This is a genomic window from Roseateles sp. GW835-FHT13E02, assembly GCF_058794035.1.
The window spans coordinates 66548-89456 of the sequence record NZ_JBXAGJ010000015.1; the positions used below are offsets into that span (position 1 = coordinate 66548).

The 22909-nt window shown below is 66.1% G+C and carries 21 protein-coding genes; 19 read left to right on the forward strand and 2 right to left on the reverse strand.

Features of this window, described 5'->3' with window-relative positions; all coding sequences use genetic code 11:
- Positions 1 to 10: 10 nt before the first annotated feature.
- The 12 genes from pstA (at position 11) to AC1Q6P_RS15590 (ending at position 12433) form a co-directional block, all read left to right on the forward strand.
- Positions 11 to 1666, forward strand: coding sequence for a phosphate ABC transporter permease PstA (gene pstA / locus AC1Q6P_RS15535; RefSeq protein WP_171828873.1), 1656 nt, complete (start codon positions 11 to 13; stop codon positions 1664 to 1666).
- A 62-nt stretch (positions 1667 to 1728) separates the two neighbouring features.
- Complete coding sequence (gene pstB / locus AC1Q6P_RS15540) at positions 1729 to 2577, forward strand: phosphate ABC transporter ATP-binding protein PstB (protein ID WP_102766751.1); 849 nt, start codon at positions 1729 to 1731, stop codon at positions 2575 to 2577.
- Positions 2578 to 2661: 84 nt separating this feature from the next.
- The gene (phoU, locus tag AC1Q6P_RS15545) at positions 2662 to 3375 is read left to right on the forward strand and encodes a phosphate signaling complex protein PhoU (protein WP_102766752.1); all 714 of its coding nucleotides are present in this window, start codon (positions 2662 to 2664) and stop codon (positions 3373 to 3375) included.
- A 30-nt stretch (positions 3376 to 3405) separates the two neighbouring features.
- On the forward strand, positions 3406 to 4107 hold the full coding sequence (gene phoB, locus AC1Q6P_RS15550) for a phosphate regulon transcriptional regulator PhoB (protein ID WP_171828872.1): 702 nt from the start codon (positions 3406 to 3408) through the stop codon (positions 4105 to 4107).
- Between the two features lie 31 nt (positions 4108 to 4138).
- Positions 4139 to 5461, forward strand: coding sequence for a phosphate regulon sensor histidine kinase PhoR (gene phoR / locus AC1Q6P_RS15555; protein ID WP_171828871.1), 1323 nt, complete (start codon positions 4139 to 4141; stop codon positions 5459 to 5461).
- Between the two features lie 128 nt (positions 5462 to 5589).
- Positions 5590 to 6354 carry an exodeoxyribonuclease III gene (gene xth, locus AC1Q6P_RS15560; protein WP_171828870.1) on the forward strand — a complete coding sequence of 255 codons (765 nt, stop codon included), beginning with the start codon at positions 5590 to 5592 and terminating at the stop codon, positions 6352 to 6354.
- A gap of 144 nt (positions 6355 to 6498) precedes the next feature.
- Entirely contained in the window at positions 6499 to 8142 is a 1644-nt protein-coding gene (locus AC1Q6P_RS15565) for a methyl-accepting chemotaxis protein (RefSeq protein ID WP_492665000.1), read from the forward strand.
- A 272-nt stretch (positions 8143 to 8414) separates the two neighbouring features.
- Positions 8415 to 8888 carry a type IV pilin protein gene (locus AC1Q6P_RS15570; protein ID WP_285805998.1) on the forward strand — a complete coding sequence of 158 codons (474 nt, stop codon included), beginning with the start codon at positions 8415 to 8417 and terminating at the stop codon, positions 8886 to 8888.
- Positions 8882 to 9364 (forward strand): prepilin-type N-terminal cleavage/methylation domain-containing protein, encoded by a 483-nt coding sequence (locus AC1Q6P_RS15575; RefSeq protein WP_223696909.1) that lies wholly within the window; start codon positions 8882 to 8884, stop codon positions 9362 to 9364. The genes AC1Q6P_RS15570 and AC1Q6P_RS15575 overlap by 7 nt, the downstream gene beginning before the upstream one ends.
- A 13-nt stretch (positions 9365 to 9377) precedes the next feature.
- Positions 9378 to 9827, forward strand: coding sequence for a type IV pilus modification PilV family protein (locus tag AC1Q6P_RS15580; protein WP_171828866.1), 450 nt, complete (start codon positions 9378 to 9380; stop codon positions 9825 to 9827).
- A gap of 11 nt (positions 9828 to 9838) precedes the next feature.
- Entirely contained in the window at positions 9839 to 10570 is a 732-nt protein-coding gene (locus AC1Q6P_RS15585; protein WP_492665001.1) for a PilW family protein, read from the forward strand.
- Positions 10571 to 10576: 6 nt separating this feature from the next.
- Complete coding sequence (locus tag AC1Q6P_RS15590; RefSeq protein WP_492665002.1) at positions 10577 to 12433, forward strand: hypothetical protein; 1857 nt, start codon at positions 10577 to 10579, stop codon at positions 12431 to 12433.
- Here the strand turns inward: AC1Q6P_RS15590 and AC1Q6P_RS15595 are convergent.
- Together AC1Q6P_RS15595 and AC1Q6P_RS15600 are read right to left on the reverse strand one after the other, a co-directional pair.
- Positions 12424 to 13728, reverse strand: coding sequence for a DEAD/DEAH box helicase (locus AC1Q6P_RS15595; RefSeq protein WP_492665003.1), 1305 nt, complete (start codon positions 13726 to 13728; stop codon positions 12424 to 12426). The genes AC1Q6P_RS15590 and AC1Q6P_RS15595 overlap by 10 nt on opposite strands.
- A gap of 60 nt (positions 13729 to 13788) precedes the next feature.
- Complete coding sequence (locus AC1Q6P_RS15600; protein WP_492665004.1) at positions 13789 to 14919, reverse strand: fumarylacetoacetate hydrolase family protein; 1131 nt, start codon at positions 14917 to 14919, stop codon at positions 13789 to 13791.
- Positions 14920 to 15261: 342 nt separating this feature from the next.
- On the opposite strand from AC1Q6P_RS15600, the gene AC1Q6P_RS15605 reads away from it, so the two are divergent.
- The 7 genes from AC1Q6P_RS15605 to AC1Q6P_RS15635 all read left to right on the forward strand — a co-directional run bounded on the left by AC1Q6P_RS15605 (position 15262) and on the right by AC1Q6P_RS15635 (position 22908).
- Positions 15262 to 15924 carry a response regulator transcription factor gene (locus AC1Q6P_RS15605; protein WP_102766764.1) on the forward strand — a complete coding sequence of 221 codons (663 nt, stop codon included), beginning with the start codon at positions 15262 to 15264 and terminating at the stop codon, positions 15922 to 15924.
- A gap of 1 nt (position 15925) precedes the next feature.
- The gene (locus AC1Q6P_RS15610) at positions 15926 to 17377 is read left to right on the forward strand and encodes a sensor histidine kinase (protein ID WP_492703251.1); all 1452 of its coding nucleotides are present in this window, start codon (positions 15926 to 15928) and stop codon (positions 17375 to 17377) included.
- 61 nt (positions 17378 to 17438) lie between these two features.
- Positions 17439 to 18557: a DUF2860 family protein gene (locus AC1Q6P_RS15615; protein WP_492665006.1), complete on the forward strand. Its 1119-nt coding sequence runs from the start codon at positions 17439 to 17441 to the stop codon at positions 18555 to 18557.
- A gap of 145 nt (positions 18558 to 18702) precedes the next feature.
- Positions 18703 to 19335, forward strand: coding sequence for an acyl-homoserine-lactone synthase (locus AC1Q6P_RS15620; RefSeq protein WP_223696907.1), 633 nt, complete (start codon positions 18703 to 18705; stop codon positions 19333 to 19335).
- 26 nt (positions 19336 to 19361) lie between these two features.
- The gene (locus tag AC1Q6P_RS15625) at positions 19362 to 21497 is read left to right on the forward strand and encodes an AMP-binding protein (protein WP_492665007.1); all 2136 of its coding nucleotides are present in this window, start codon (positions 19362 to 19364) and stop codon (positions 21495 to 21497) included.
- 11 nt (positions 21498 to 21508) lie between these two features.
- Complete coding sequence (locus AC1Q6P_RS15630; protein ID WP_102766768.1) at positions 21509 to 21772, forward strand: acyl carrier protein; 264 nt, start codon at positions 21509 to 21511, stop codon at positions 21770 to 21772.
- Positions 21769 to 22908 carry a Rieske 2Fe-2S domain-containing protein gene (locus AC1Q6P_RS15635; RefSeq protein WP_102766769.1) on the forward strand — a complete coding sequence of 380 codons (1140 nt, stop codon included), beginning with the start codon at positions 21769 to 21771 and terminating at the stop codon, positions 22906 to 22908. Before AC1Q6P_RS15630 ends, AC1Q6P_RS15635 begins: the two co-directional genes overlap by 4 nt.
- The last annotated feature ends 1 nt before the right edge of the window (position 22909 follow it).

The window sequence follows — 22909 nt, forward strand, 5'->3', positions numbered from 1 at the left end:
ACGATCAATCATGAAAGACTGGTTCAAAAGCGGCTCGCCCTGGATCTGGCTCACCGCCGGTGCCGTGGCAGTCTCCGTGCTGGCTGTGGCCGGCGTGATGGCCCTGACGGCCCTGCGTGGCCTCGGCCACTTCTGGCCCAAGGCGGTCATCGAGACCACCTACAAGGAACGTGACGGCTCCACCATCGGCCTGATCGGCGAAATCCGTGAACGCGAAGAGGTGTCTGTGCGCCGCCTGCGCGAAGCGGGATTCGTGATCCCGGGTGATGACACCTTCACCGACCGCGTGCTCATCAAGATGGGCAACCGCGATGTGTCGGGTGTGGATTTCCGCTGGTTCCCCCTACCCTTGCTGGGCGAACAGACCAAGCCGCACGACGTCATCACCGTCGAGCGTCGCGAGTGGGGCAATTTCTACGGTCATCTGGTGGCCGTCAAGCAAGAAGGTCAACTGATTGCCAGCGGCGAAGCCGCCTGGGCGCCGCTGCAAGAACGCACCGCCCGTGCCCAGGACCTGTTCAAGCAGATCCACAAGCTCGAGAAGCAAGAGATTGGCAAAGTCAACTACGAGCTCGAGCGCCTGCGCCTGAGCGAACGCCGCCTGCAACTGGAAGACCACCTGGACGAAGCCGCCAAGGCCAGTCTGGCTGCCAAGCGCGAAGCCCTGAACAAGGAGTTCGGCGCCCTTCAGGAGAAGACCGACGCCTTGCGCAAACAGCTGGCCCGCGACAGTTTTGTCGCCCGCGTGGCCGACGGCCGCGAAGTGGAAGTGCCCCTGGCCCAGGTGGCCGATGTCTACCGCGCCAACACCATGGGCCTGTTCGACAAGATCAGCCACTACGCCAAGAAGCTGGGCGAGTTCATCTGGGACGACCCGCGTGAAGCCAACACCGAAGGCGGCATCTTCCCCGCCATTTTCGGCACGGTGATGATGGTGCTGCTGATGGCCGTGATCGTGACGCCGCTGGGCATCATGGCCGGCATCTATATGCGCGAGTACGCCAAGCAAGGCACCCTGATCCGCATCATCCGCATCTCGGTGAACAACCTGGCCGGCGTGCCCTCCATCGTCTACGGCGTATTTGGCCTGGGCTTCTTCGTCTACTTCCTGGGCGGCAATATCGACCGCCTGTTCTTCCCCGAAGCCCTGCCCGGCCCGACTTTCGGCAGCCCCGGCATCCTGTGGTCGGCCCTGACCCTGGCCCTGCTGACCCTGCCGGTGGTGATCGTGGCCACCGAAGAAGGTCTGGCCCGCGTGCCCCGCTCGGTGCGCGAAGGCAGCCTGGCCCTGGGTGCAACCAAGGCCGAGACCCTGTGGCGCACCGTGCTGCCCATTGCCAGCCCGGCCATGATGACCGGCCTGATCCTGGCCGTGGCTCGCGCGGCCGGCGAAGTGGCGCCGCTGATGCTGGTGGGCGTGGTCAAGCTGGCGCCGGCACTGCCGCTCGATGGCTTCTTCCCCTTCCTGCACCTGGAGCGCAAGTTCATGCATCTGGGCTTCCACATCTATGACGTGGGTTTCCAAAGCCCCAATGTCGAAGCTGCACGGCCCCTGGTCTACGCGACCGCCATGCTGCTGGTGGTGGTCATCATCGGCCTGAACCTGACCGCCATCCGCATGCGCAACCGTCTGCGCGAAAAATTCAAAGAGCTGGACTCGGTCTGATGCCCTGATCGCATCGCCCTGCCCCACACTCTGCCCCACACTATTGATCTGGAGAGACTTTCATGAGCTCCCTCACCCAAACCGCCGAACTGCCCAAGCTGAAGATCGCCACCGCCGTGCCTGAGTCGGCCGTGCCGCTCAAGCCGCTGGAAGAACTGGACGTGGCCCTGGCGGTCAAGAACCTGAACCTGTTCTACGGTGCCAAGCAGGCCTTGCACAACGTCTCGCTGAACATTCCGCGCGGCCATGTGGTTGCCTTCATTGGCCCCAGCGGCTGTGGCAAGTCCACCCTGCTGCGCTGCTTCAACCGCATGAACGATCTGGTGGATGGCTGCCGTATCGAAGGCGAGGTGCAGCTGGACCAGAAGAACATCTTCGACCGCAGCGTCAACGTGGCCCAGCTGCGTCGTCGGGTCGGCATGGTGTTCCAGAAGCCCAACCCCTTCCCCAAGTCCATCTACGAAAACGTGGCCTACGGCCTGCGCCTGCTGGGTGTCAAGGACCGTGCCCAGCTGGATGAAACGGTGGAGCGCTCGCTGCGTCAGGCCGCGCTTTGGAATGAAGTCAAGGACCGCCTGGACAGCAGCGGCCTGAGCCTCTCCGGCGGTCAGCAACAACGTCTGGTGATTGCCCGCGCCATTGCCCTGGAGCCCGAAGTGCTGCTGCTGGACGAGCCCTGCTCGGCCCTGGACCCGATCGCCACCGCCAAGATCGAAGAGCTGCTGCAAGAGCTCAAGACCAAGTACACCATCGTCATCGTGACCCACAGCATGCAACAGGCCGCTCGTGTCTCCGACTTCGTGGCCTATATGTACCTGGGTGAGCTGGTCGAGTACGGTGCCACGCGCGAGGTTTTCATGAAGCCCAAGCGCAAGGAAACCGAAGACTACATCACCGGCCGCTTCGGTTGAGCCCACGGGCGGCACGGCCGCCTCTCAGCGCAAGCTGCTCGTTAGACTGCAACGATTGATTCAAATTCGCAAAGGGTAGAAGTCATGGGTGACAAACATCTGTCGAGCCAGTTCGATCTGGAATTGAGCGGTATCTCGACCCGCGTTCTGGAAATGGGCGGCCTGGTGGAATCGCAGGTGGAACTGGCTGTCTCGGCCCTGACCTCCTTCGACGGCGACATTGCCTCGCGCGTGCTGGTCGCTGAAGAGCGCGTCAACCAGATGGAGGTCGAGATCGACCACGACCTCTCCGCCATCATCGCCCTGCGCCAGCCCACCGCCCGCGATCTGCGACTCTTGATCGCCATCTCCAAGACCATCGGCAACCTCGAGCGCGTCGGCGATGAAGCCGCACGCATCGCCCGCACCGTGCACCGCCTGATCAACTCGGGCGTGTTCAGCCGCCTGCGACTGCCGGTCAGCGACATCTCCTTCGAGGCCGAGCTGGCCACGGCCTCGCTGCGTAAGGCTCTCGACGCCTTCGCCCGTCTGGACACCGTGCAAGCGCTGGAAGTGATCAAGCAGGACAACCAGATCGACCAGGAATTCGACGGCCTGATGCGCAAGCTCATCACCTACATGATGGAAGACCCGCGCACCATCTCGGCCTCCATCGATCTGGTGTTCGTGGCCAAGGCGATCGAGCGGGTCGGTGACCACGCCAAGAACCTGGCCGAGCAGATCATCTACATCGTCAAGGGCACGGACATCCGCCACAACCCCATGGACACCGTGGAATCCGTGGCCCTCAAAGACTGATCAACCTCATTCGAAAAGAAGAAGCACAGCATGTCGAGGATTCTTGTTGTCGAAGACGAGTCGGCGATTGCCGAACTTATCTCCATCAATCTGCGCCACTCCGGTTTCGAAGTGACCCTGGCCAGCAGCGCGGACCAAGCACAGTACGAGGTCGACCGGGTGCTGCCCGATCTGGTGGTGCTGGACTGGATGCTGCCCGGCCAGAGCGGTCTGGCCCTGGCCCGCCAATGGCGCGGCCAGCAACGCACCAAGGACCTACCCATCATCATGCTGACGGCCCGTGCCGAAGAGACCGACAAGGTCTCGGGCCTGGACGCCGGGGCCGATGACTACCTGACCAAACCGTTTTCCACCAACGAGCTGTTGGCCCGCATCCGCGCGGTGCTGCGCCGCAAGGCGCCCGAGGCGCTGGATTCCGTGGTGACGATTGGCGGGCTGAGCCTGGACCCCGGCACCCGCCGGGTCAGCCGCGAAGGTGCCGAGGTCAAGCTGGGCCCGACCGAGTTCCGCCTGCTGCACTTTTTCATGAGCCACCCCGAGCGCGTGCACAGCCGCTCGCAGCTGCTGGACCGCGTCTGGGGCGATCATGTCTTCATCGAAGAGCGCACGGTGGATGTGCACGTCAAGCGCCTGCGCGAAGCGCTGGAACGCGTGCAATGCGCGCGCATGATCGAGACCGTGCGCGGCGCCGGCTACCGCCTTTCGCAGCAAGCCCAGCCCGTTTCGGCCTGATGAATCCGCCTTCGCCTGGAAAGCGTTTTTCATGACCGTGATCGGTTTTCTCCCCCGCCTGGCCCTGGTGGGTTTGATCGTGTTTGCCGGTGATCTGGCCGGGCGCGGCATCGGCACGCTGACGGGCTACCCCCAGCTCAGCGAGTGGCTGGGCGTGGTCAGCGCCATCGTGGCCCTGCTGCTGATCGACACCTTGCGCATCCGCCGCCTGATGCAGTGGCTGCGCGAGAAGCAGCCAGGCGATGCGCCGCGCAGCAGCGGCTACTGGGGCGACCTGGCCTATCTGATCGAGCGCGCCCTGCGCAAACGCGACCGGGCCATCGCCCACGAACGCCTGCAACTGCAGCAATTCCTGTCGGCCATCGAGGCCTCGCCCAACGGCGTGCTGATGCTCGATGCCCACGACCATGTCACCTGGTGCAACCGTGTCGCGGCCGACCATTTCGCGCTCGACCCGCAGCGCGATCTGCAGCAGCGCATCACCAACCTGGTCCGCTATCCGAGCTTTGTCAGCTATTTGCAGGCCGGCCGCTTCAACGAGCCCCTCTTGCTGACCAGCTCGCGTGGCTCGGGCACCTTGTCGGTGATCGTGCGCCCCTACGGCGACGGCCTGCGGCTGGTGCTGAGCCAGGACGTGACCGAGCGCGAACGCGCCGAAGCCATGCGCCGTGATTTCGTGGCCAATGTCTCGCACGAGATCCGCACGCCCTTGACCGTGCTCAGCGGTTTCATCGAAACCATGAGCTCCCTGCCCCTGAGCGAGCCCGAACGCCGCCGTGTGCTGACCTTGATGGGCCAGCAAACCGAGCGCATGCTGAGCCTGGTCAGCGACCTGCTGACCCTGGCCCAGCTGGAAGGCAGCCCGCGCCCCGGCTCGGACCGATGGATCGGTCTGGCGCCGCTTTTCCAGCGCCTGGGCACCGATGCCAAGGCCTTGTCCAATGGCCGGCACCAGCTCAAGGTCGGCGAAGTCGGCGCACTGGAACTGGCGGGCGTGGAGACGGAGCTGATCAGCGCCATCAGCAATCTGCTGAGCAATGCCGTGCGTTACACCCCCGAGGGCGGCGAGATCGAATTGAGCTGGCGCCTGGCCGCCGATGGTCACGGCGAAATCTCCGTCACCGACACCGGCCCCGGCATCGCCCGCGAGCACCTGCCTCGCCTGACCGAGCGCTTCTACCGTGTCGATGGCAGCCGCAACCGCGAGACCGGTGGCACCGGCCTGGGCCTGTCCATCGTCAAACATGTGATGCAGCGCCACGGTGGCGAGTTGCAGGTGCACAGCGAAGTGGGCCAGGGCAGCCGCTTCACCCTGTTGCTGCCGCCCTCCCGCGTGCGCCAGGCAGCGCCCTGATTTCGCGCAGGCTTCGCAGCGCTGCATCTTCACCAGGGCCGGCCAGGCGTTAAGCTGCCGGCCCTGCGTCATTTCTGACGCATTCGACCATTTGCTTGATGTACGCGACCTGCACCGGAGCCCGCCCCATGAAATTTGCCACCTGGAATGTCAACTCCCTGGCCGTTCGCCTGCCCCAGGTGCTGGACTGGCTGGCGGCCAACCCGGTCGATGGCCTGGTGCTGCAGGAAACAAAACTGACCGACGACAAGTTCCCGCAGGCGGACTTCGAGGCCGCGGGTTGGCAGGTGCAGTTCTTCGGTCAGAAGACCTACAACGGCGTGGCCTTGATCAGCCGCAGTCCGGCTACCGACGTGGTGAAGAACATCCCCGGCTTCGAAGACCCCCAGGCGCGCGTGATCACCGGCACCGTCGACGGCGTGCGCTGCATTGGCGCCTACTTCCCGAATGGCCAGGCGCCCGACAGCGACAAGTTCGTTTACAAGATGGCCTGGCTGGATGCCTTGCGCAGCTTTGTCGCGGCAGAGCTTCAAACCCACCCGAACCTGCTCCTGATGGGCGACTTCAACATCGCACCGGACGACCGTGATGTCTACGACCCAGTGGCCTGGGCCGGCCAGATCCACTGCACGCCGCAGGAACGGGCGCATTTCCAGGCCCTGATCGAGCTGCCGCTCTGCGACGCCTTCCGCCTCTTCGAGCAAGCACCCAAGAGCTGGAGTTGGTGGGATTACCGCAACCTGGCTTTCCGCAAAAACCAAGGCCTGCGCATCGACCACATCCTGGCCAGCGCCGCCCTGCAGCCCAAGGTCAAGTCTTGCGTCATCGATCGCGCCCCGCGCAAGAACGAACGCCCCAGCGACCACGCGCCGGTCTGGGTGGAACTGGGCTGAACGCCCGCTGCGACCTGCAGCCGCAACGCCGCGCACGGGGGCTGGTCATGAAGCGCCCGGGCGCGTGATACTGCGCCCAGCAGACGCGGATGCGGCCGGGTCCACCGGCGGCCACGGGCGATCTGCGCCGCGAGGACGCTGCCCATGCGAAGCAATCTTCCCGTCAGCCAGCAGGAATTCCCCTTCCCCAGCGGGCGCACTCTGGTGTCCACCACCGATCTCAAGGGGCGCATCCTGCACTGCAATGCGGCCTTCATTCAGGTCAGCGGCTACAGCGCGGACGAGTTGCTGGGCCAGCCCCACAACCTAATCCGCCACCCGGACATGCCCGAGGAAGCGTTTCGCGACCTCTGGGACACCGTGGCACGCGGCCTGCCCTGGTCCGGCGTGGTCAAGAACCGCCGCAAGAATGGCGACCGCTACTGGGTGCTGGCCAATGTCACTCCGCTGAGCGAGAACGGCAGGCCGGTGGCCTACCTGTCGGTGCGCACCCAGCCCAGCCGCGAGCAGGTGCAGGCGGCAGAGGCGCTCTACGCCACCATGCGCGGTGAAGCGGCGAAAGGCGCTTTGCTGCATGTGCTGCACGAGGGTCAGGTCTTGCGCCGGGACTGGCGCAGCCGCTGGCTGCGCGCACTGCGGCCCGGCCCCTGGTTGCCCACAGGCCTGATCGTGCTGCTGGTGGCGGGCCTGAGCATGGCCGTGGGGCGCTGGGGCGTGGCGCCAGCCAGCCCCTGGTTTGTGCCCCAGGTACTGCTCCTGGCCGCCCTGGCGCTGGGTCTCGCCCGCGCCTGCGTGAATCGCGATCGCGCGGGCCTTCAGCGCCTGCTGGCCTATGCCCATCAGCTCTCCGCGGGCGACCTCAGCCAGGCACTCAAGCCTCAGGCGAGTCTGAGTTCGGGCAGCGATCTGCAGGCGCTGGAAACCGCGCTGAACCAGCTGCGCGTCAATTTGCGCGCCTTGGTGGCCGACACACTCGATGAGCTGCAGGACATGAACCGTCTGAGCCGCGAGATCGCCCAGGGCAATGCCGATCTGGCCCAGCGCACCGGGGCTCAGGCCGCCAGCCTCGAGCAAACTGCCGCCGCCATGGAGGAAATCACCGGCACGGTGCGCAGCAGCACCGACAGCGCCCACCAGGCTTCGTCGGTGGCCGAGGAACTGAGTCGGGTCAGCAGCCAGAGCGGCGACGTCGTCCACCATGTCATGGACACCATGGGCGGCATTGCCGGCGCCTCTCGGCGCATCGGTGAAATCATCCAGGTGATCGACTCCATTGCCTTTCAGACCAACATCCTGGCACTCAACGCCGCCGTCGAATCGGCCCGCGCCGGGGAGCATGGGCGAGGTTTCGCCGTGGTGGCCAGCGAAGTGCGTGCTCTGGCCCAACGCAGCCAGCAGGCTGCAGCTGAGATCCGCCAGCTGATTCACGATTCAGCCGAAAAGGTCGAGGCCGGAGAACGCCAAACGCGCAGCGCCCAGGACAGCATCGAACAGACCCTGCAGTCGGTGCAGCACTTCACGCGCCTGATCGGCCAGATCCACCTGGGTGCCGATGAGCAACTGCGCGGCATCTCGCAGATCAACCAGGCGATCAGCCATCTGGACGGCATCACGCAGCAAAACTCGGCCCTGGTGGAGCAGCTGGCACGTGCGGCCAGCGTCTTGCAGGCCCAGGTCGGCGAGGTGCAGGCCGCGGTGCAGATATTCCGCCTGCAACATGGCACAGCGCGCGAGTTGCCCGATGCGGTGGCATTGCGCCGCACCGCGCGTCCGCCACAACAGGCATGAGCCCTCGCGTGCGCGAAAAGTTGGGCAATTGCGGTCCACCAGTCCCGCTTCGCGGGTACCCAAGCGCCCAGGCTTCCGATATAAGCAAATCTGCATGTGCGCTTGACGGATTCGGGCTCGCACGCAGCCCGCGAGCGTGACAAACATCGCAGACCTAACTAGATACCAGTCTGTAAAATTGGTATTCAGTTGGTTTTAATGTTGTGTGCACAGGCCGAAGCGAATTCGCGGCCGTTTTTGGCCTGTTTGTCCAGCGCTTGCGAGGAATGATCTTGAACACTGCTCCTGCTGTTGCCCCCAAGTCCTCGACGGCCGCGGCCCCGGCCTATCGCCGCGCGCAGCCCACTGCGGCACAGGCCGGTTTCACTCTGGTCGAGTTGATGATTGCCGTGGTCGTGCTGGGCATCCTGGCCGCCATCGCCATCCCCTCCTACACCAGCTATGTCAACAAAAGCCGCGCCAAGAGCGGCAGCGCCGACCTCGCCGCCCTGGCGCTGAACATGGAGAACCGCTATCAGCTACAGCTGAGCTACCCGGTCAATGCTGCCGGCACGGTGGCCACCACCACCATGTTCCCCGCCTGGGCCCCCACGCAATCGGCCTACTTCAACTACACCCTGGTCAGTACGGCCACCAGCTACACCCTGACCGCCACCGGCAAGGGCAGCCTGGCCAGCTGTGTGCTGACCCTGAACAACAGCAACACGCGCACCGCCACCAATGCCTGTGGCTTCACGACATGGTGATCCGCGCATCGTTGGGCACGAGGCAATGCGGGGTGTCGCTGATCGAAATGATGGTGACCATTGCCATCATGATGCTGCTGGCCCTGGCCGTCGCGCCGTTCTCGGCCTCCTGGGGCGCCCAGGCCTATATGCGCCAGAGCCAGACCTTGCTGATGCAGGGCATGAGCCAGCTCAAGGCGCTGGCGCTGCGCAATCCGAGCGCCAGCAGCGCCGGCGCCTCGGCGGTGATGATCAGCATTCCCGGCAAGCTCTGCGTCGCCAGCGGCGTGCCAACCGCACTGAACTGCACGGCTGCGGCCTGGACCTCCAACCCGCCAGCCAGCATCCAGGTCAACGGCGCCGACAGCCAGTGCGTGGCGCTGGACAGCGCAGGCATGCCGATCGCGGCCACGGTGGCCGGCACCGTGTGCGGCACCGCCCTGAGTTTTCGCGTCAGCCGCGGCTCTGAAACCCCGCTCGATGGCACGCTCAACTGAGATGACGGCACCCATGACTGCGACCTCTCCCACCGTCTCTCGCGCCTGCGCACCGGGCCGATCCGCTCGCCGGCGCGGCGAGCGCGGCGATGCCTTGATCGAGTCCTTGATCGCCATGGTGTTGCTGGGCGTGATCGGCCTGGGCCTGGTCTACGCCGTCAGCCGCGCCATGGTCGCGCAGAAGTACCAAAAGGGACAAAGCCTGGCCATCCAGAGCATCCGCGCCGATCTGCAAGGCGCAGGTGTGGCCAATGGCTGCCCGGCCACCGGCGCAAGCACCAGCAGCAGCAACCTCAGCCTCGGCGGAAGCCTGCAGGTTTCGGGTGTGCAAAAGACCTGCACCATCACGGCCGTGACGGTCACCGTCAACGGTGTGGCCAAGGCCACCAGCCTGCCGCAGATCCAGTACGCCGCCGATGCCCAGACCTTGTTCGGGCCTGGCACGCTGACGGTGAGCAATTGAGGCCCGAGCCGATGTCCACGCCCCGGCTCACCTCCGCAAGCCGCCGCCCCCAAGCGGGCTTGAGCCTGATCAGCTTGATGGTGGGCATGGTGATCTCCTTGATCGCTGTGCTGGGTGCCTTGGCGCTGTACCGCAGCACCACGCAGACCGTCTTCGGCGACGGAGGCCTGGTGCGCAACTCCATCCAGGACGGTCAGCTGGCCACCGGCCTGCTCAGTGCACAAATCGCATTGCAAGGCGCGGGCTACGGCATCAGCAGTCCGAGCAGCGGCAACCATTTGCTGCTGATTCGCAACGCCGTGCTGAACTCCAGCACGGGCAAGCTCGATGGCACCCCGGTCACCCTCAGCGGCGCGGCGCAAAGCGGCAATGCCCTGGTCTGGGTGCACAACCCGGGGCTCAGTGCCAACACCGCCAGCTACAGCTGCGGCGCCCTGCTCTCCGACAGCAGCAACAAGGCGCTCTACCTGCTGCAGGCCAGCAGCGGCTGTCACCCCTTGAGCAGCAACTGGAAAACCATCAGCTGGACCAGCCGCGCACTCGTGGAGGACCAGGTGCTGGCCCAGGCAGTCACCTTGAGCGCCCGCAACGGCAGCAATTGCTGGCCCTACGGCGCCGTGCCCGAGGCCATCAGCAAGCTCAGCGCGCCGGCCGCTTCGGTCAGCGTGAGTCTGGGTTATGCCTCGAGTGTGAGCGGCAGCAGCAACACCTACGTCAGCTGCCTGGCCAATCTGATTTCCTGATTTCCCATGGCCATTCGCATTGTTTCAAGCACCCGCCTCGCACGCTCATTGCAGCGGGGCATCTCCTCGGTGCTCTTCATGCTGCTGACAGGCCTGTCCCTGGGTGGCATGGTGTTCGGCGGCATCTACTACGTGCGCAGCCTGCAGGTGCAATCGGTCACGGTGCATGCCCTGACGCAGGCGCAGCTGAAAGCCTGGAGCGGCATTGAAGCGGTGCGGCAGTACCTGTTCCAGATCGGGGCGGTCGAGGCGGCCAAGCTCAGCGCCAATCAGGTGGTCAGCTTCGCCGGTGTCAGCGGCATTGCCGCCACGGTCAGCGAGGTGCTGGCCAATGACACGGTCAACTGCGGCGGTGGCACCCGGGTGGGCTTCAACATCACCGGCAGCAGCGGCGGCGCGAATGCCTTGTTGGCGGCCACCTTCTGCGCCAAAGGCAGCCCGGGCGGCGGCGGTGGCGGCGGCAAGACCGCAGCCGTCAACATCAAGGGCAATCTCGACATCAGCGGTGACCTGACCGTGATCGGCGATGCCAGCAGCAAGATCGTGGTCGATGGCAAGGTCACCGGTGCCGGCAGCCTGGCCGGCATCTCGAATCTGTACGCCTCGGGCGACATCAGCCTGGGCGGCAGCACCAGCATCGAGACCCTGTTTTCCGAGGGCAATATCGCCCTCAGCGGCAGCGGCAGCTACAGCCAGGTGCAGTCCCTCAAGAATGTGTCGCTGACCGGCGGCGTCAGCGCAGGCACGATCAAGGCCAACGGCACGGTCAGTCTGGAAAGCAATGCCGTGACCGAACTGCTCGCCATCGGCAATGTCACCCTGGGCAGCAGCGCCACCATCGCCACGCTCAAGACCAAGGGCAGCGTGGTCGCCAGCAACTCGCTGATCACGGGCTCGGCACAGGTGCAGGGCAATTACGAGGAACAAGTGGCCGGCACGGTGGCCGCCGGCAACTACGGCGGCAGCCTGACCGTGCAGCCCTGGAACACCGGAGTGCACATGAGCCGCGTGGCCGGCCTCAATGTCGCGATCACGCCGCTGACGGCCGGCACGATCAGCGTGCCGACCTTCGATGCCTACGCCTACCAGAGCTCCGCCAACTACGCGTTCGAGCGGGTCGGCAGTGACACCAAGGTCACGGTCAAGAACGTCAGCAACATCCCCGACGGCGTCTACTTTCTGGTCGGCAGTGGTGCCAACCAGGACTACGTTTGCAGCAGCAACAGCTACAGCCCCGCCAGTTGCCCGGCCAAGATCTGCACCGGCTACAGCGAATACAACAGCTGCCTGAGCTACAGCGGCGGCAAATGGACGCTGGCCGGCGTGACCATGGCACCCGGCATTGTCTGGTTCAAGGGTGATTTCGAAGCTGGCCAGGGCACCTTCTACAACAGCTGGCTGGCCACCGGCAACATCAACACCGGCGGTACCAATGTGTCCTACGCGGTCAACTATGCCGGTCACGCCTCGGTGTGCACCAACAGCAGCTACCCCAATCTGGCACCCAAGAACTTCTGCAAGGCCGGCAGCAGCACCCTGCTGACGGTCGGCGCGGGCAATATCGCCTTCGGCGCCGGCGGCCAGGTGGGCAACAACTACACCGGCGGCAAAGTCACATTGGCTGCCTCCAACCATGTCTACGGCGATGTGCTGGCCGGAGACATCCTGGAAACCGGTGGCAGCACCACAGTGCACGGCTACATCTCGGCGGCGCGCATCGGTACCGCACCGGGTGCCAGCAAGATCGGCGCCAGCACCAAGATCGACCTGAGCAACCTGCCTTCCAGCTTCAAGCCAGGCGAGACCGCAGTGACCCCGTCCGCCGCCAACAGCGCCAACCTGCTGTGGTCGCGTTACCGCTGAGCTTCGTCGCCAGGCAGGGGCGCTGACGCCGCCGCAGCGGCCGCTGCAGCCGCTGCAGCGGCTTCTCTCAGCTTGTCCTTTTTGCTCTTGCGGCGGCCCTTGATGCCGCCGTTCGAGTTCAGAGCCTGAGCCTGCTCCGGGCTCAGGGGGCTGGCTGCGAAACCCGCGATCTGTTCACGCGGCACGCGCTGGCCCTGGCGCTTCTCGATCAGCCGGAAATGGGCCTCGGCGCTGGCCGGCACCAGACTGACGGCCAGACCGGTTTCGCCCGCACGCCCGGTGCGGCCGATGCGGTGGATGTAGTCGGCCGGCGAACGTGGCAGGTCGTAATTCACCACCACCGGCAGCTCGGGAATGTCCAGACCGCGGGCCGCCACATCGGTGGCCACCAGCACCTGAATCTCGCCATGGCGCAAGGCCGCCAGCACCTGGGTTCGGGCACCCTGGCTCAACTCGCCGTGCAGGGCGGCAGCCTTGATGCCGTGGGACCAGAGCTTGTCGGACACATGCTCGGTCGCGTAGCGCGTGGCCACGAACACCAGCACCCGACTCCAACTGGGCTCGGTCTGCAGCAGATGGCGCAGCAAAGGCGTGCGCCAGCTCCCGTCCACCTGAATGGCGCGCTGCTGGATGGCGGCCGTGCGCTGCGGCTCCGGGGCGATGCTGACTTCCACCGGTTCGTGCAGGAGGCCCTGCGCCAGGCCCTGCACCGCCTTCGGAAAGGTGGCCGAAAAGAACAGGCTCTGCCGGCGCGCCGGCAGCTGGGCCAGGATGCGCTGCAATTCCTCGGCAAAGCCCAGGTCCAGCAAGCGATCGGCCTCGTCCAGCACCAGCATCTCGACGCTGCGCAGATCGAGAGCATTGTGGTCGATCAAGTCCAGCAAACGGCCCGGCGTGGCCACCATCACATCGGTGCCACCGCGCAAGCCCATCAGCTGCGGGTTGATAGAAACACCGCCGAAGGCCTCGGAAATCTTCAGGCGCGGCGAGCCGCTCAGGCTGCGTGCGAACTCCCGCAGCACCTCGCCCACCTGAGCGACCAACTCGCGCGTGGGCAGCAACACCAGGGCCTGCAGGCGGCGCGGGCCTTGGCCGGGCGGCAAGCGCAAGCGCTGCAGCAGGGGCAAGCCGAAAGCGGCGGTCTTGCCCGAACCGGTCTGCGCCAGGCCCAGCACATCGCGCCCGGCCAGGATGGGCGGAATGGCGGCGGCCTGGATGGCCGTGGGGGCGTGATAGCCCTGCTCGCGAACGGCACGAACCCAGACGGGCGCAAGGCCCAAAGAAGCAAAAGACATGGTCGGACCTGGCTGCGAGACGGGCGCCGATTGTAGGTCGCCAGCGACGTCCGGCCGGCTTCAGCGGATCTTCACGGTGATTTGCCCCAAACCCTCGGCGCTGTGCTCCAGCACATCGCCTGCTTGCAGAAAGCGGCCCGACGCCAGGCCCTCGCGAATCTGAGCATCCAGCACATAGCGCACCGGTCCATGGTGCAGCCAGGACAGGCCGAAGAACCAGGCCAACCCATGACGCCACCGGAAGCCCAGGCTCGGCGCCCGGTAGACCACACCCTCGGGCGTGCCCGTCAGCAGCACCTGCCCCTGCCGCAGCACACCCGATTCCAGCAGCGGCACGGGCCGCCCCTGGTAGCGCCAGAGTGGCAGAAGGCCCCGTTGCCAGGCTTGCTGCAACAGGCGGTCGGGGGTTTTCAGCATGTCCGACGCCGCGGCGTCCTGGCGCAGTTGCCCGTTCACATGGCTGCGCAAGCGCACGCCCTGCAGCCAGCGGCGCCAGTCGCGCGGCACCACCAGATAGGGCCCGGTGGGCATGCGCCCTGGCCCGCTTTTCGCATCACTGAACCCATGGCCCGAAGTCAGGTCCTCGGTGTTGATGCGGCGCAGCAGCTCGGCACGATCGGTCAGATCGCCGCAGAGAAAAAAGCCCAGCTGCGCTGCCTGCAGATCGGCCAAGTTGGCCAGATCGCGATCGGCTCTCAGGCACAGTTCCACCTCATAGTCCAGCAACTGCCCCGCTTCATGGCGCAGCTCGCTGCGCGCCGGGCTGGGCGTGCTGAACTTGGGAAACAGAAAGACCTCGTCGATGTCGGCCTCGCGTGCATGCGCAGCGTAGTTGGTGCCCGCGGCAATATGGGAATGAGCCCTGGCGCTGGGCAGCAATTCGCGCTTGTCGACCGCCACCCAGGGCAGCCGCTCCGAGAGCGCCTGCAGGCCCGCGTGGCCCATGCTGCGCACCAGCTCCAGACTGTCTTCGGGAAAGCGTTGCAAGCCCACGCTCAGGTCCTGCGCCAGCAAGCGCGCGCCCTGGTCCTCGCGCACCAGCAAGGTGTGGGCGCGCCCCTCGGGCGACCGGCGCTGCGCCAGCGTCCAGGCTTGATCCAGCGACGCCAGCTGCTGGGGCTGCGGTCCGTCTGGCTGTGTGTTCTGCGGCGTGCCTTGCGGCGCCGCGCAGACGGCCGGGCCCTGCACCATGAGTGCAACTGCAAGCCATGCACAGACCCACGATCCGGCGCGGCGACAAGAGCGCTGCGCTGACGAAACCGAGGTGGGGGACATGAAGGGATCTGAAATCGTCATGAGGCAGCCTTGTGAACGTGAAGAGTCGGTCGGGTTGGAAAGGCTCGCTGGCCAAGCTCAGCGGCGCCCTTTCACCCTAGCGCCCGCCCTGTCACAAGCAGGTCAAATCGTGAGACAGCCCCTCAGACTCCAGGTCGGCAGACCGAGCCGGTCGGCTTCCTCGGTTAAGCTGCGCCGCCGCACGCGCTGCCTCCTGCTTCGCTCCCCCGGGCGGCGTGCTGAAACCAAGCTCGAACCATGCGTGTACTGATTGTTGAAGACTCGGCCGCCCTGGCCACCACCTTGGGTGACTACCTGGGCCTGCTGGACTGCAGCGTGAGTCATGCCCACAGCGCCGCCAGTGCATTGGCCAGCCTGCGCAGCCACTGCTTCGACGTGCTGTTGCTGGACATCAATATGGCCGGCATGGATGGCCTGAGCCTGTGCCGAAGCCTGCGCCAGGATCTGCAGATCGACACCCCCGTCCTCTTCCTCACCGCCCGAGATACCTTGCCGGACAAGCTGGCCGGCTTTGCCGCCGGTGGCGACGACTATCTCGTCAAGCCCTTTGCGCTCGAAGAACTGGGCTGTCGCGTGCGCGCCCTGCATGCCCGTCACATCGGCGCGCACAAACGAGTCCTGCGATGCGGCGCGCTCGAACTGGACCTGGTCGGCCTGATCCTGAAACATCAGGACCGGCCCATCGCCCTGGATCCGGTGCAGCTGAAGATCTTGCGCCTGCTGATGCAAAAGGCCCCCGCCGTGGTCAGCAAGGCCGATCTGGAGTACGCGATCTGGCAAGACGAAGCCATCGAGGGCAGCGCACTGCGTACGCATGTCTACCGGCTGCGCCAGCTGCTGCCGCCCGGCTGCCTCAGCACCGTCCGCGGCCAAGGTTACCGGCTCGATGCGAGCGCTTGAATTGGCACTTGAACTGGCGCGTGGCCGAGTGGCCACCTGGTGGGCAGCCAGCCTGCGTCGCCGCGTGCAGCTGGCGGTGCTGGGTCTGGTCGCGGTGCTGTCCATGGGCATGGCAGTGATCGCTTGGGCAGCCACGGAACTGGCGGCCGACAGCTTCATCAACCAGGCGCTGGAGAGGCGCGCGCAGGATCTGCGCCAGCACTTGAGCCAAGGCGTCCCGCTCGCGCAACTGGCCGCCCAGGATTCTCGCCCTGCCTACCATTTCTACAGCAGCGCACAGGCGGGGCTGCCCGCCGTGCTGCAGCAATTGAACGAAGAAGGCGTGCATGAACTGAGCGAGATCGATGCGCATGTGCTGGTGCTTGAACATCCGGCGCCCGAAGACGGCCGCCGCGAGCAGGTCTTTCTGCTCTACCGACCCGAGCTGGACAGCGAGTTGGCCGCCTACGACCGTGCGATCCGCGTCCACCTGCTGCTGATGCTGGCCGGTGCCGCCCTGCTCGGCCTGTTCATGGCCTGGCGGCTTGGGCGCTGGACCGCAGCCCCGATCGAGGCCTTGACCGCCCAGGTCCAGGCCCAGACGCAGGGCCTGGCGCCAATGCGCAGCCCAGTGCTGGAGCGGCCCGACGAGATGGGCCGGCTCAGCCGCAGTTTTGCCCGGGCCTGCCAAGATCTTGCCGACTATGCCCGGCGCGAGCGCGACTTCACCCGGTTCGCCAGCCATGAGCTGCGCACACCGCTGAGCGTCATCCAGGGCGCCGCTGAATTGATGCGTTTGGCGCCCAACCGCGAACGCATGCTGGCACCGCTGCAACGGGTTCAGGAGGCCGGCGCTCGGATGCAGGCCTTGATTGAGCTCTTCCTCTTGCTCGCCCGCGAGCAGCAAGGCCCGGCGGCTGACCACGAACCCTTGTTGCAAGGCCTGAGCGCCTGTCTGCAGGAACTTCCCGCCGCGAACACAACGGCGCCTCATGTGCAATGGCCCGCGGACGGTGCGGAGGACTGGCGAGAGCTCGAACAGCTGTGCCTGCCCCGGGCACTGGGACGCATGGCCCTGGGCAATCTGCTGCGCAATGCCTGGCTGCATGGCGACGGCAGAATCTGCATCACCATGCGCGGGCGGCGGCTGCAGCTCAGCAATGGGCGGAGCGCCAGTGCAGCCATCCGCCACGCGGGCGCGCCGCCGGAGCCTGGCCACGGCCACGGCCTGGACATCGTGGCCGCCATCGCTGAGCGCCTGGCGTGGCGCCTCAGTACCGAGGTGCAGCCCGAGCGATATCGGGTCGAGATCGAGTTCCCGGGCGGCGCAGGGCCTGCTGCCGGCGCGCCGGCAACCGCCGCCGCGGAGCCCTGCTTTCCGAATCATGCAAACCCTGCGAGCCCTTCTAGCCCTGCAACCGTGCCGCCCGACACGGCCGGTCTGACCGCCACGGGCCCGGAACGAAGGCTGTGACCTGGCTGTGACGCGCTGATTTCTAGAGTGTCGACATCCCCATCACACAGGAATCGACACCATGGCATTCACCGCCTCTGTTCTCCCGCACGCCGCTCAAACCGCGTCGCCTGCCCAACGCCGAGCTGGCAGGGCGCCCGCCCTGGCGCACCGCCTCGCTTGGCGCCTCATTTGTGGGATCGGCTTGGGCCCGTTCCTGAGCCTGCCCCCTGCCCACGGGGCAGGCACGTCAGCCGCATCACCGGTACCGCAAGAAGCAGGCGACTCAGTCGGCCTGCACGGGCATATCAGCCTGCTGCTGATGGCCGAGCAGCGCCGATCCCGCCTGGACGGCGAGGGGCAAGCCCAGCAAGAGTCGCTGCAGTCCACGGTTGACGCACACCGGCAGCTGCGCCTGCGCCCCATGTTCGAGTTGCGTCAGCGCCTGGGGAGCACGGCGGGCGAGTGGCGGGTCAGCAGTGCCGTGGGCGGCGTGGCCGATGGCTATCACATGCTGCTCGGCTCTCGCATGCGTTGGGATGATGGCTCCACTCTGGGCCTGTACTGGATGCCGGCTCTGCCCCAGCGCGAAGTCTGGCAAGACCCTTATGCCCTGGGTGTCGTGCGCCAGCGCAGCCGGGAAAGCCTGCAGGGCTGGCAGATCGAGGCGTCGCAGCTGCTGGGCAGCAGCTACAACCTGCGCTTGAGCAGCGCGCAGCGCCGAATCGCCACGGAACTCAGTGGCCAGCAGTCGCTCGCGGAGGCCGAGCGTTTGCTGCTGCGACGTTCGGGCCGCGTCAGCGAGCTGAGCCTGTGGCGAAGCCACGATGTCGGCGCCCACCAGACCTTGAGCTGGCAGCTCGACGCCCGCCACGACACCGCCGAAGGGCAGGCCATGGCCCACCGGCGCTGGGGTGGCGAGCTGCGCTACCAGCAGCAATGGGGACGTCAGGGGCTGGCACTGAGCCTGGCCTGGCATCGGCAGAAGCAGCGCGGCCCGCATCCCCTGGCTCCAGCGTCGAGCGGGGTAGGCAGTGAACAGATCCACAGCGCGGCGCTGATGGCCTTTCACGCCGCACCCTTCGGGCTGCGCAAGTTCACGGCCTTCGGGCGCCTGTCCTGGCGCCATCGCCAATCGTCCTGGGACTTCCACGACGCGCGAGACCTGAGTGCGGCCATCGGCCTGCGTCGAGACTTCTGACCCGCCGGAGCGGGCAGCCGCAGGCCGGCACCGCCCGCCCCCAGGCTTGCTGCAGCTTCATGGCAATCGACCTACCAGAGTTGATAGGTTTCAAACCACAGCGCTTTGCGTATCGTCCGCACCGTTCCAAACGGAGGAGATGGACGTGCATATCAGTGCTGTTTCGCGAGACGAGATGGGGGCGCAACTGCTGGCCGAGATTGCGGCCTACCGCTACCAGGTGTTCGTCGAAACCTTGGGGTGGCAGCTCGACTGCCCTCCAGGCTGCGAGCTCGATCAGTTCGATCATGCCCATGCCCATTACCTCTTGCTGCGTGACGAATCGGGCGCTCTGGGAGGATGCGCCCGCCTGCTGCCGACGCTGAGGCCCTACCTGCTGCAGGAGGTCTTCCCCATGCTGGCGCCGGGGCTATTGCCGCGCGATGCGGCGGTTTGGGAGCTCTCGCGCTTTGCAGTTCTCAATCCGAGCCAAGCCTTGATCGATGCAGACCGGCCGCGCGCCCACAGCACGCTGCCCCAGTTTTCCTCGACCGAGGCCATCGCCTTGCTGCAGGCGGCCCTGGACCACGCCCGGGGCCTGGGCGTTCGCAGCCTGGTCACCGTCTCCCCTGTGGGCATCGAGCGACTGCTGAACATGGCCGGCTTTGTCACCCGCGCCCTGGCGCCCGCGCAGGTGGTTGGTGGCCACCGCCTGTTTGCCTGCCAGATCGAATGCCAACCCCGTCGCCCCCTGCGCGTGCAAGCGGCCGGCCGCAGCCCCAGCGTTCAGGCGGCCTGAGCCCGGCACCTAACCGCGAGAGCACCATGAGCTTCGACGACACCCTGATCGCCCCCTCCACCCGCCCTCGTGCGGTGGCCCCGCCGCAGGAGCACAGCATCAGCCATGAGCTGCCCGAGTGGCCCCGAGCGCGCAACTTTGCCGAGGCCTTGCGCCGCAATGCCGCAGAACAGGGCGACGCCCTGGTCTACCAGTTCTGGCAAACCGAGGACGATCAGGACGAGCAACTGAGCCACAGCCAATTAGCCGCTTGGGTGGGTCGTTATGCCCAGGCCTTGCGCCAGCTGCCGGGTGCGGACGATGGGCGTCTTCAGCTGGTCCTGGCCCTGCCGCAGGGGCGGCAGTTCGTGGTGGCCTTTCTGGCCTGCCTGGCGGCGGGCATCGTGGTCGTGCCGACCTTTCCGCCGCGCAGCCCCTTGCAGGCCGATCGTCTGCGCCTGGTGCTGCGTGAGCTGGGCCAGGCCCATGTGCTGTGCCGCCGGGCCAGCCTCCATGAGGAACTGGCCGAGCTGCGCACCGACCCTGAGCTTGGCGCCACTCGATGGATCTGCGTCGAGGAGCTGGATCAGGCGCCCGCAGCCAGCCTGGCCGGGCTGGATCCCGACCCGGAGGCCCTGGCCATGCTGCAGTACACCTCGGGCTCGACCGGCCGGCCCAAGGGCGTGATGCTGAGCCAGCGCAATCTGGTCGAGAACTCGCAGCTGATCCAGGAGTGTTTCGGCCACCGCAAGGGGCACAGCCGATCGGTGATCTGGTTGCCGCCGTATCACGATATGGGCCTGGTCGGCGGCGTCCTGCAGCCGGTCCATGCAGGCTTCGCCACCTTGCTGATGCCCACCAGTGTGCTGGTGCGCAGCCCCGCCCGATGGCTGCAAGCGGTGAGCGAGTTCAGCCAGGGCTGCAGCGGCGGGGTCAGCAGCGGCGGCCCCAACTTTGCCTTCCAGCTCTGCGTCGACAAGGTGCGAGATCGCGAGCTGCAGGATCTGGACCTCAGTGGCTGGCGCGTGGCCTTCTGCGGCGCCGAGCCCATCCATGCGCGCTGCATGGATGCCTTCGCTCAACGTTTCGCCGCAGCGGGCTTCAAGGCCGAAGCACTGTTCCCCTGCTACGGCATGGCCGAGACCACCCTCATGGTCAGCGGCAAGCCCCTGGGTCAGGCACTGGGGCGACGCCACCTGGACGCACGCGCCCTGGCGCGCCAGCAATGGCTGCCGCAGGATGCGCAGCTGCCGCACAGCCAGACCGTGGTCAGCTGTGGCCGGCCTCACGCCAGCCTGGAGCTTCGCATCGTCGAGCCCAGCTCGCGACTGGCGCGCGGCGAGCGTGAAATCGGCGAGGTCTGGGTGCGCGGCTCCAGCGTCACCCACGGCTACTGGCAAGACCCCGAGCGCAGCGCCCAGAGCTTCAACCAATGGCTGGACGGGCAAGGCGGCTGGCTGCGCACCGGCGACCTCGGCGCCCTGGATCAAGGCGAGCTGTTCATCACCGGGCGCAGCAAGGAGCTGCTGATTGTTCGCGGTGCCAACTACTTCCCTCAAGACCTCGAACATGAAGCCCTGAGCGCCTGCCCCGAGCTGATCAACTGCCGTGCTGTGGCCTTCCAGCATGGTCCGCTGGGCGAGGAACAGGTGGCCCTGGCGCTGGAGGTTCCGCGCAGCGCGATCGACGAGCTCGACATGCAGCGCCGCATCAACGCCCGCCTGAGCGAGAAGTACGGCATCACGCTCGATACCTTGCTCTTCATCCCGCGCAAGACGGTGCGCACCACCTCCTCGGGCAAGCTGCAGCGCGTGGCGCTGAAGCAAGAGTTCATTGAAGGCCGGCTGCCCATCTACCTGCGCATCGATGCTCGGACTGAAGCGATCGAAAGCCAGGCCGCGGCAAACACGCTGCCCACGCGCCTGGACAGCGCGGCCGCCATCGAAAGCTGGTTGCTGCTTCGCATCGCCCAGGCGCTGCGTTGCACGCCGACGCAGCTGCACCCCGAGGACAGCTTTGCCAGCATGGCGCTGGATTCGGTGGCGGCGCTGGAGCTGCTGGCCGATCTGGACAGCAGCCACGGCATCCAGCTGGAGCCTGATGCGCTCTACCGCCACAACAGCCCCGCCCTGCTGGCCCAGGAAATCTGGCGCCGCACCCAATTGCACCCTCTTGCCTGCTGAAGGAGCACGCCATGGCTGACAGCCATTTCTCACTGACCTTGTGCCGATTCATCGCCGATGCCTTCCTGGGTGACGGCAGCCGCGTGCAGCGGGACACCCCCTTGCTGGAGCTCAACATCCTGGATTCGGCCGCGCTCTTCGATGTCGTGGACTACATCCGCCAGGAGTTCGGCGTGCAGATTCCGGTGGCCGACATCCACCCCGAGCATTTCGCCAATGTCGCCCAGCTCGAAGCGCTGGTGCTGCGTCTCAACCCCTTGGAGAAAATCGCATGATTCCGAACCAGTGGTATGCCATCCTTCGCAGCGAAGACGTCAAGAAGAAGAAACCCGTCGGGATTCGCCGCTTCAACAAGAACCTGGTGGTCTACCGGGACACCGCCGGCCAGGTGGTTTGCCTGGCCGACCGATGTGCCCACAAGGGCGTGCCCTTGAGCCACGGTCAGCAGCATGGCGACTACATCGCCTGCCCCTACCACGGCTTCCAGTACGACGCCAATGGTCGCTGCGTGCACATGCCGGTGCTGGGCAAGAACGGCGTGGTGCCCAAGCACATGCAGGTGCCCAGCTTCACGGTGCGCGAGCAACATGGGCTGATCTGGTGCTGGACCGGCGAGCAGGTGCCCGAGCAACTGCCGGAAGTGCCCATGTTCAAGGAGTTTGCCGAGTACACCGGCTTCACCTCGCGCTATGCCTGGCATGCGCCCACGCATTACACACGTTATGTGGAGAGTGTCTGCGAGGTCTACCATGTGCCCTTCGTCCACAAGGGTTCGGCCCTGAACATCTGGGACCCCAAGGGCGGACGCGTCGATGACTTCAGCTGCCATCTCGAGGGGCACCTGATTCGCAGCGACTTCATCCTGCGGCCCGACGACGACCGCACGGCCGAGGAAACCCTCAGGGCACGCCTGCCCTGGACCCGCGGCTGGCGCATCGGCGTGGATGTGCAGATGCCGAACATGGTGCAGATCCGCAACGATGTGTTCGACGTCTATCTGATCGCCACGCCCATCGACGACGAGAACTGCTGGCTCTGCATTTGCTACAAGGAGCCCAAGCGCGACCTGCTGTTCCCGATGGTGAAGCCCCTGCCCATCCCGGGCTGGCGCCGCGTGCGCCCCTGGCTGATGTGTCGCATGGAGCGCTTCATCCAGCAATCCAAGGACATGGCCGCGCTCAGGGGCCAGACTCCCAAGATCTCCAGCCTGGAGGCCAACCGGCTGATCTCGGTCGACAAGGTCAATGCCTACTACCTGCGTCTGCGCGATCAGCTGATCCAGGAGGCCCAGGCGCAAGCGCAGAGCCAGGTGAGCGCTGCCTCGGCCCAGCGAGCCGCCAACGAGCAGGAGGCGCCGCCTTGCGAGATCAAGCCCATCCACATCTTGCCGCACAAGCCGCAAGCCGCCTGAA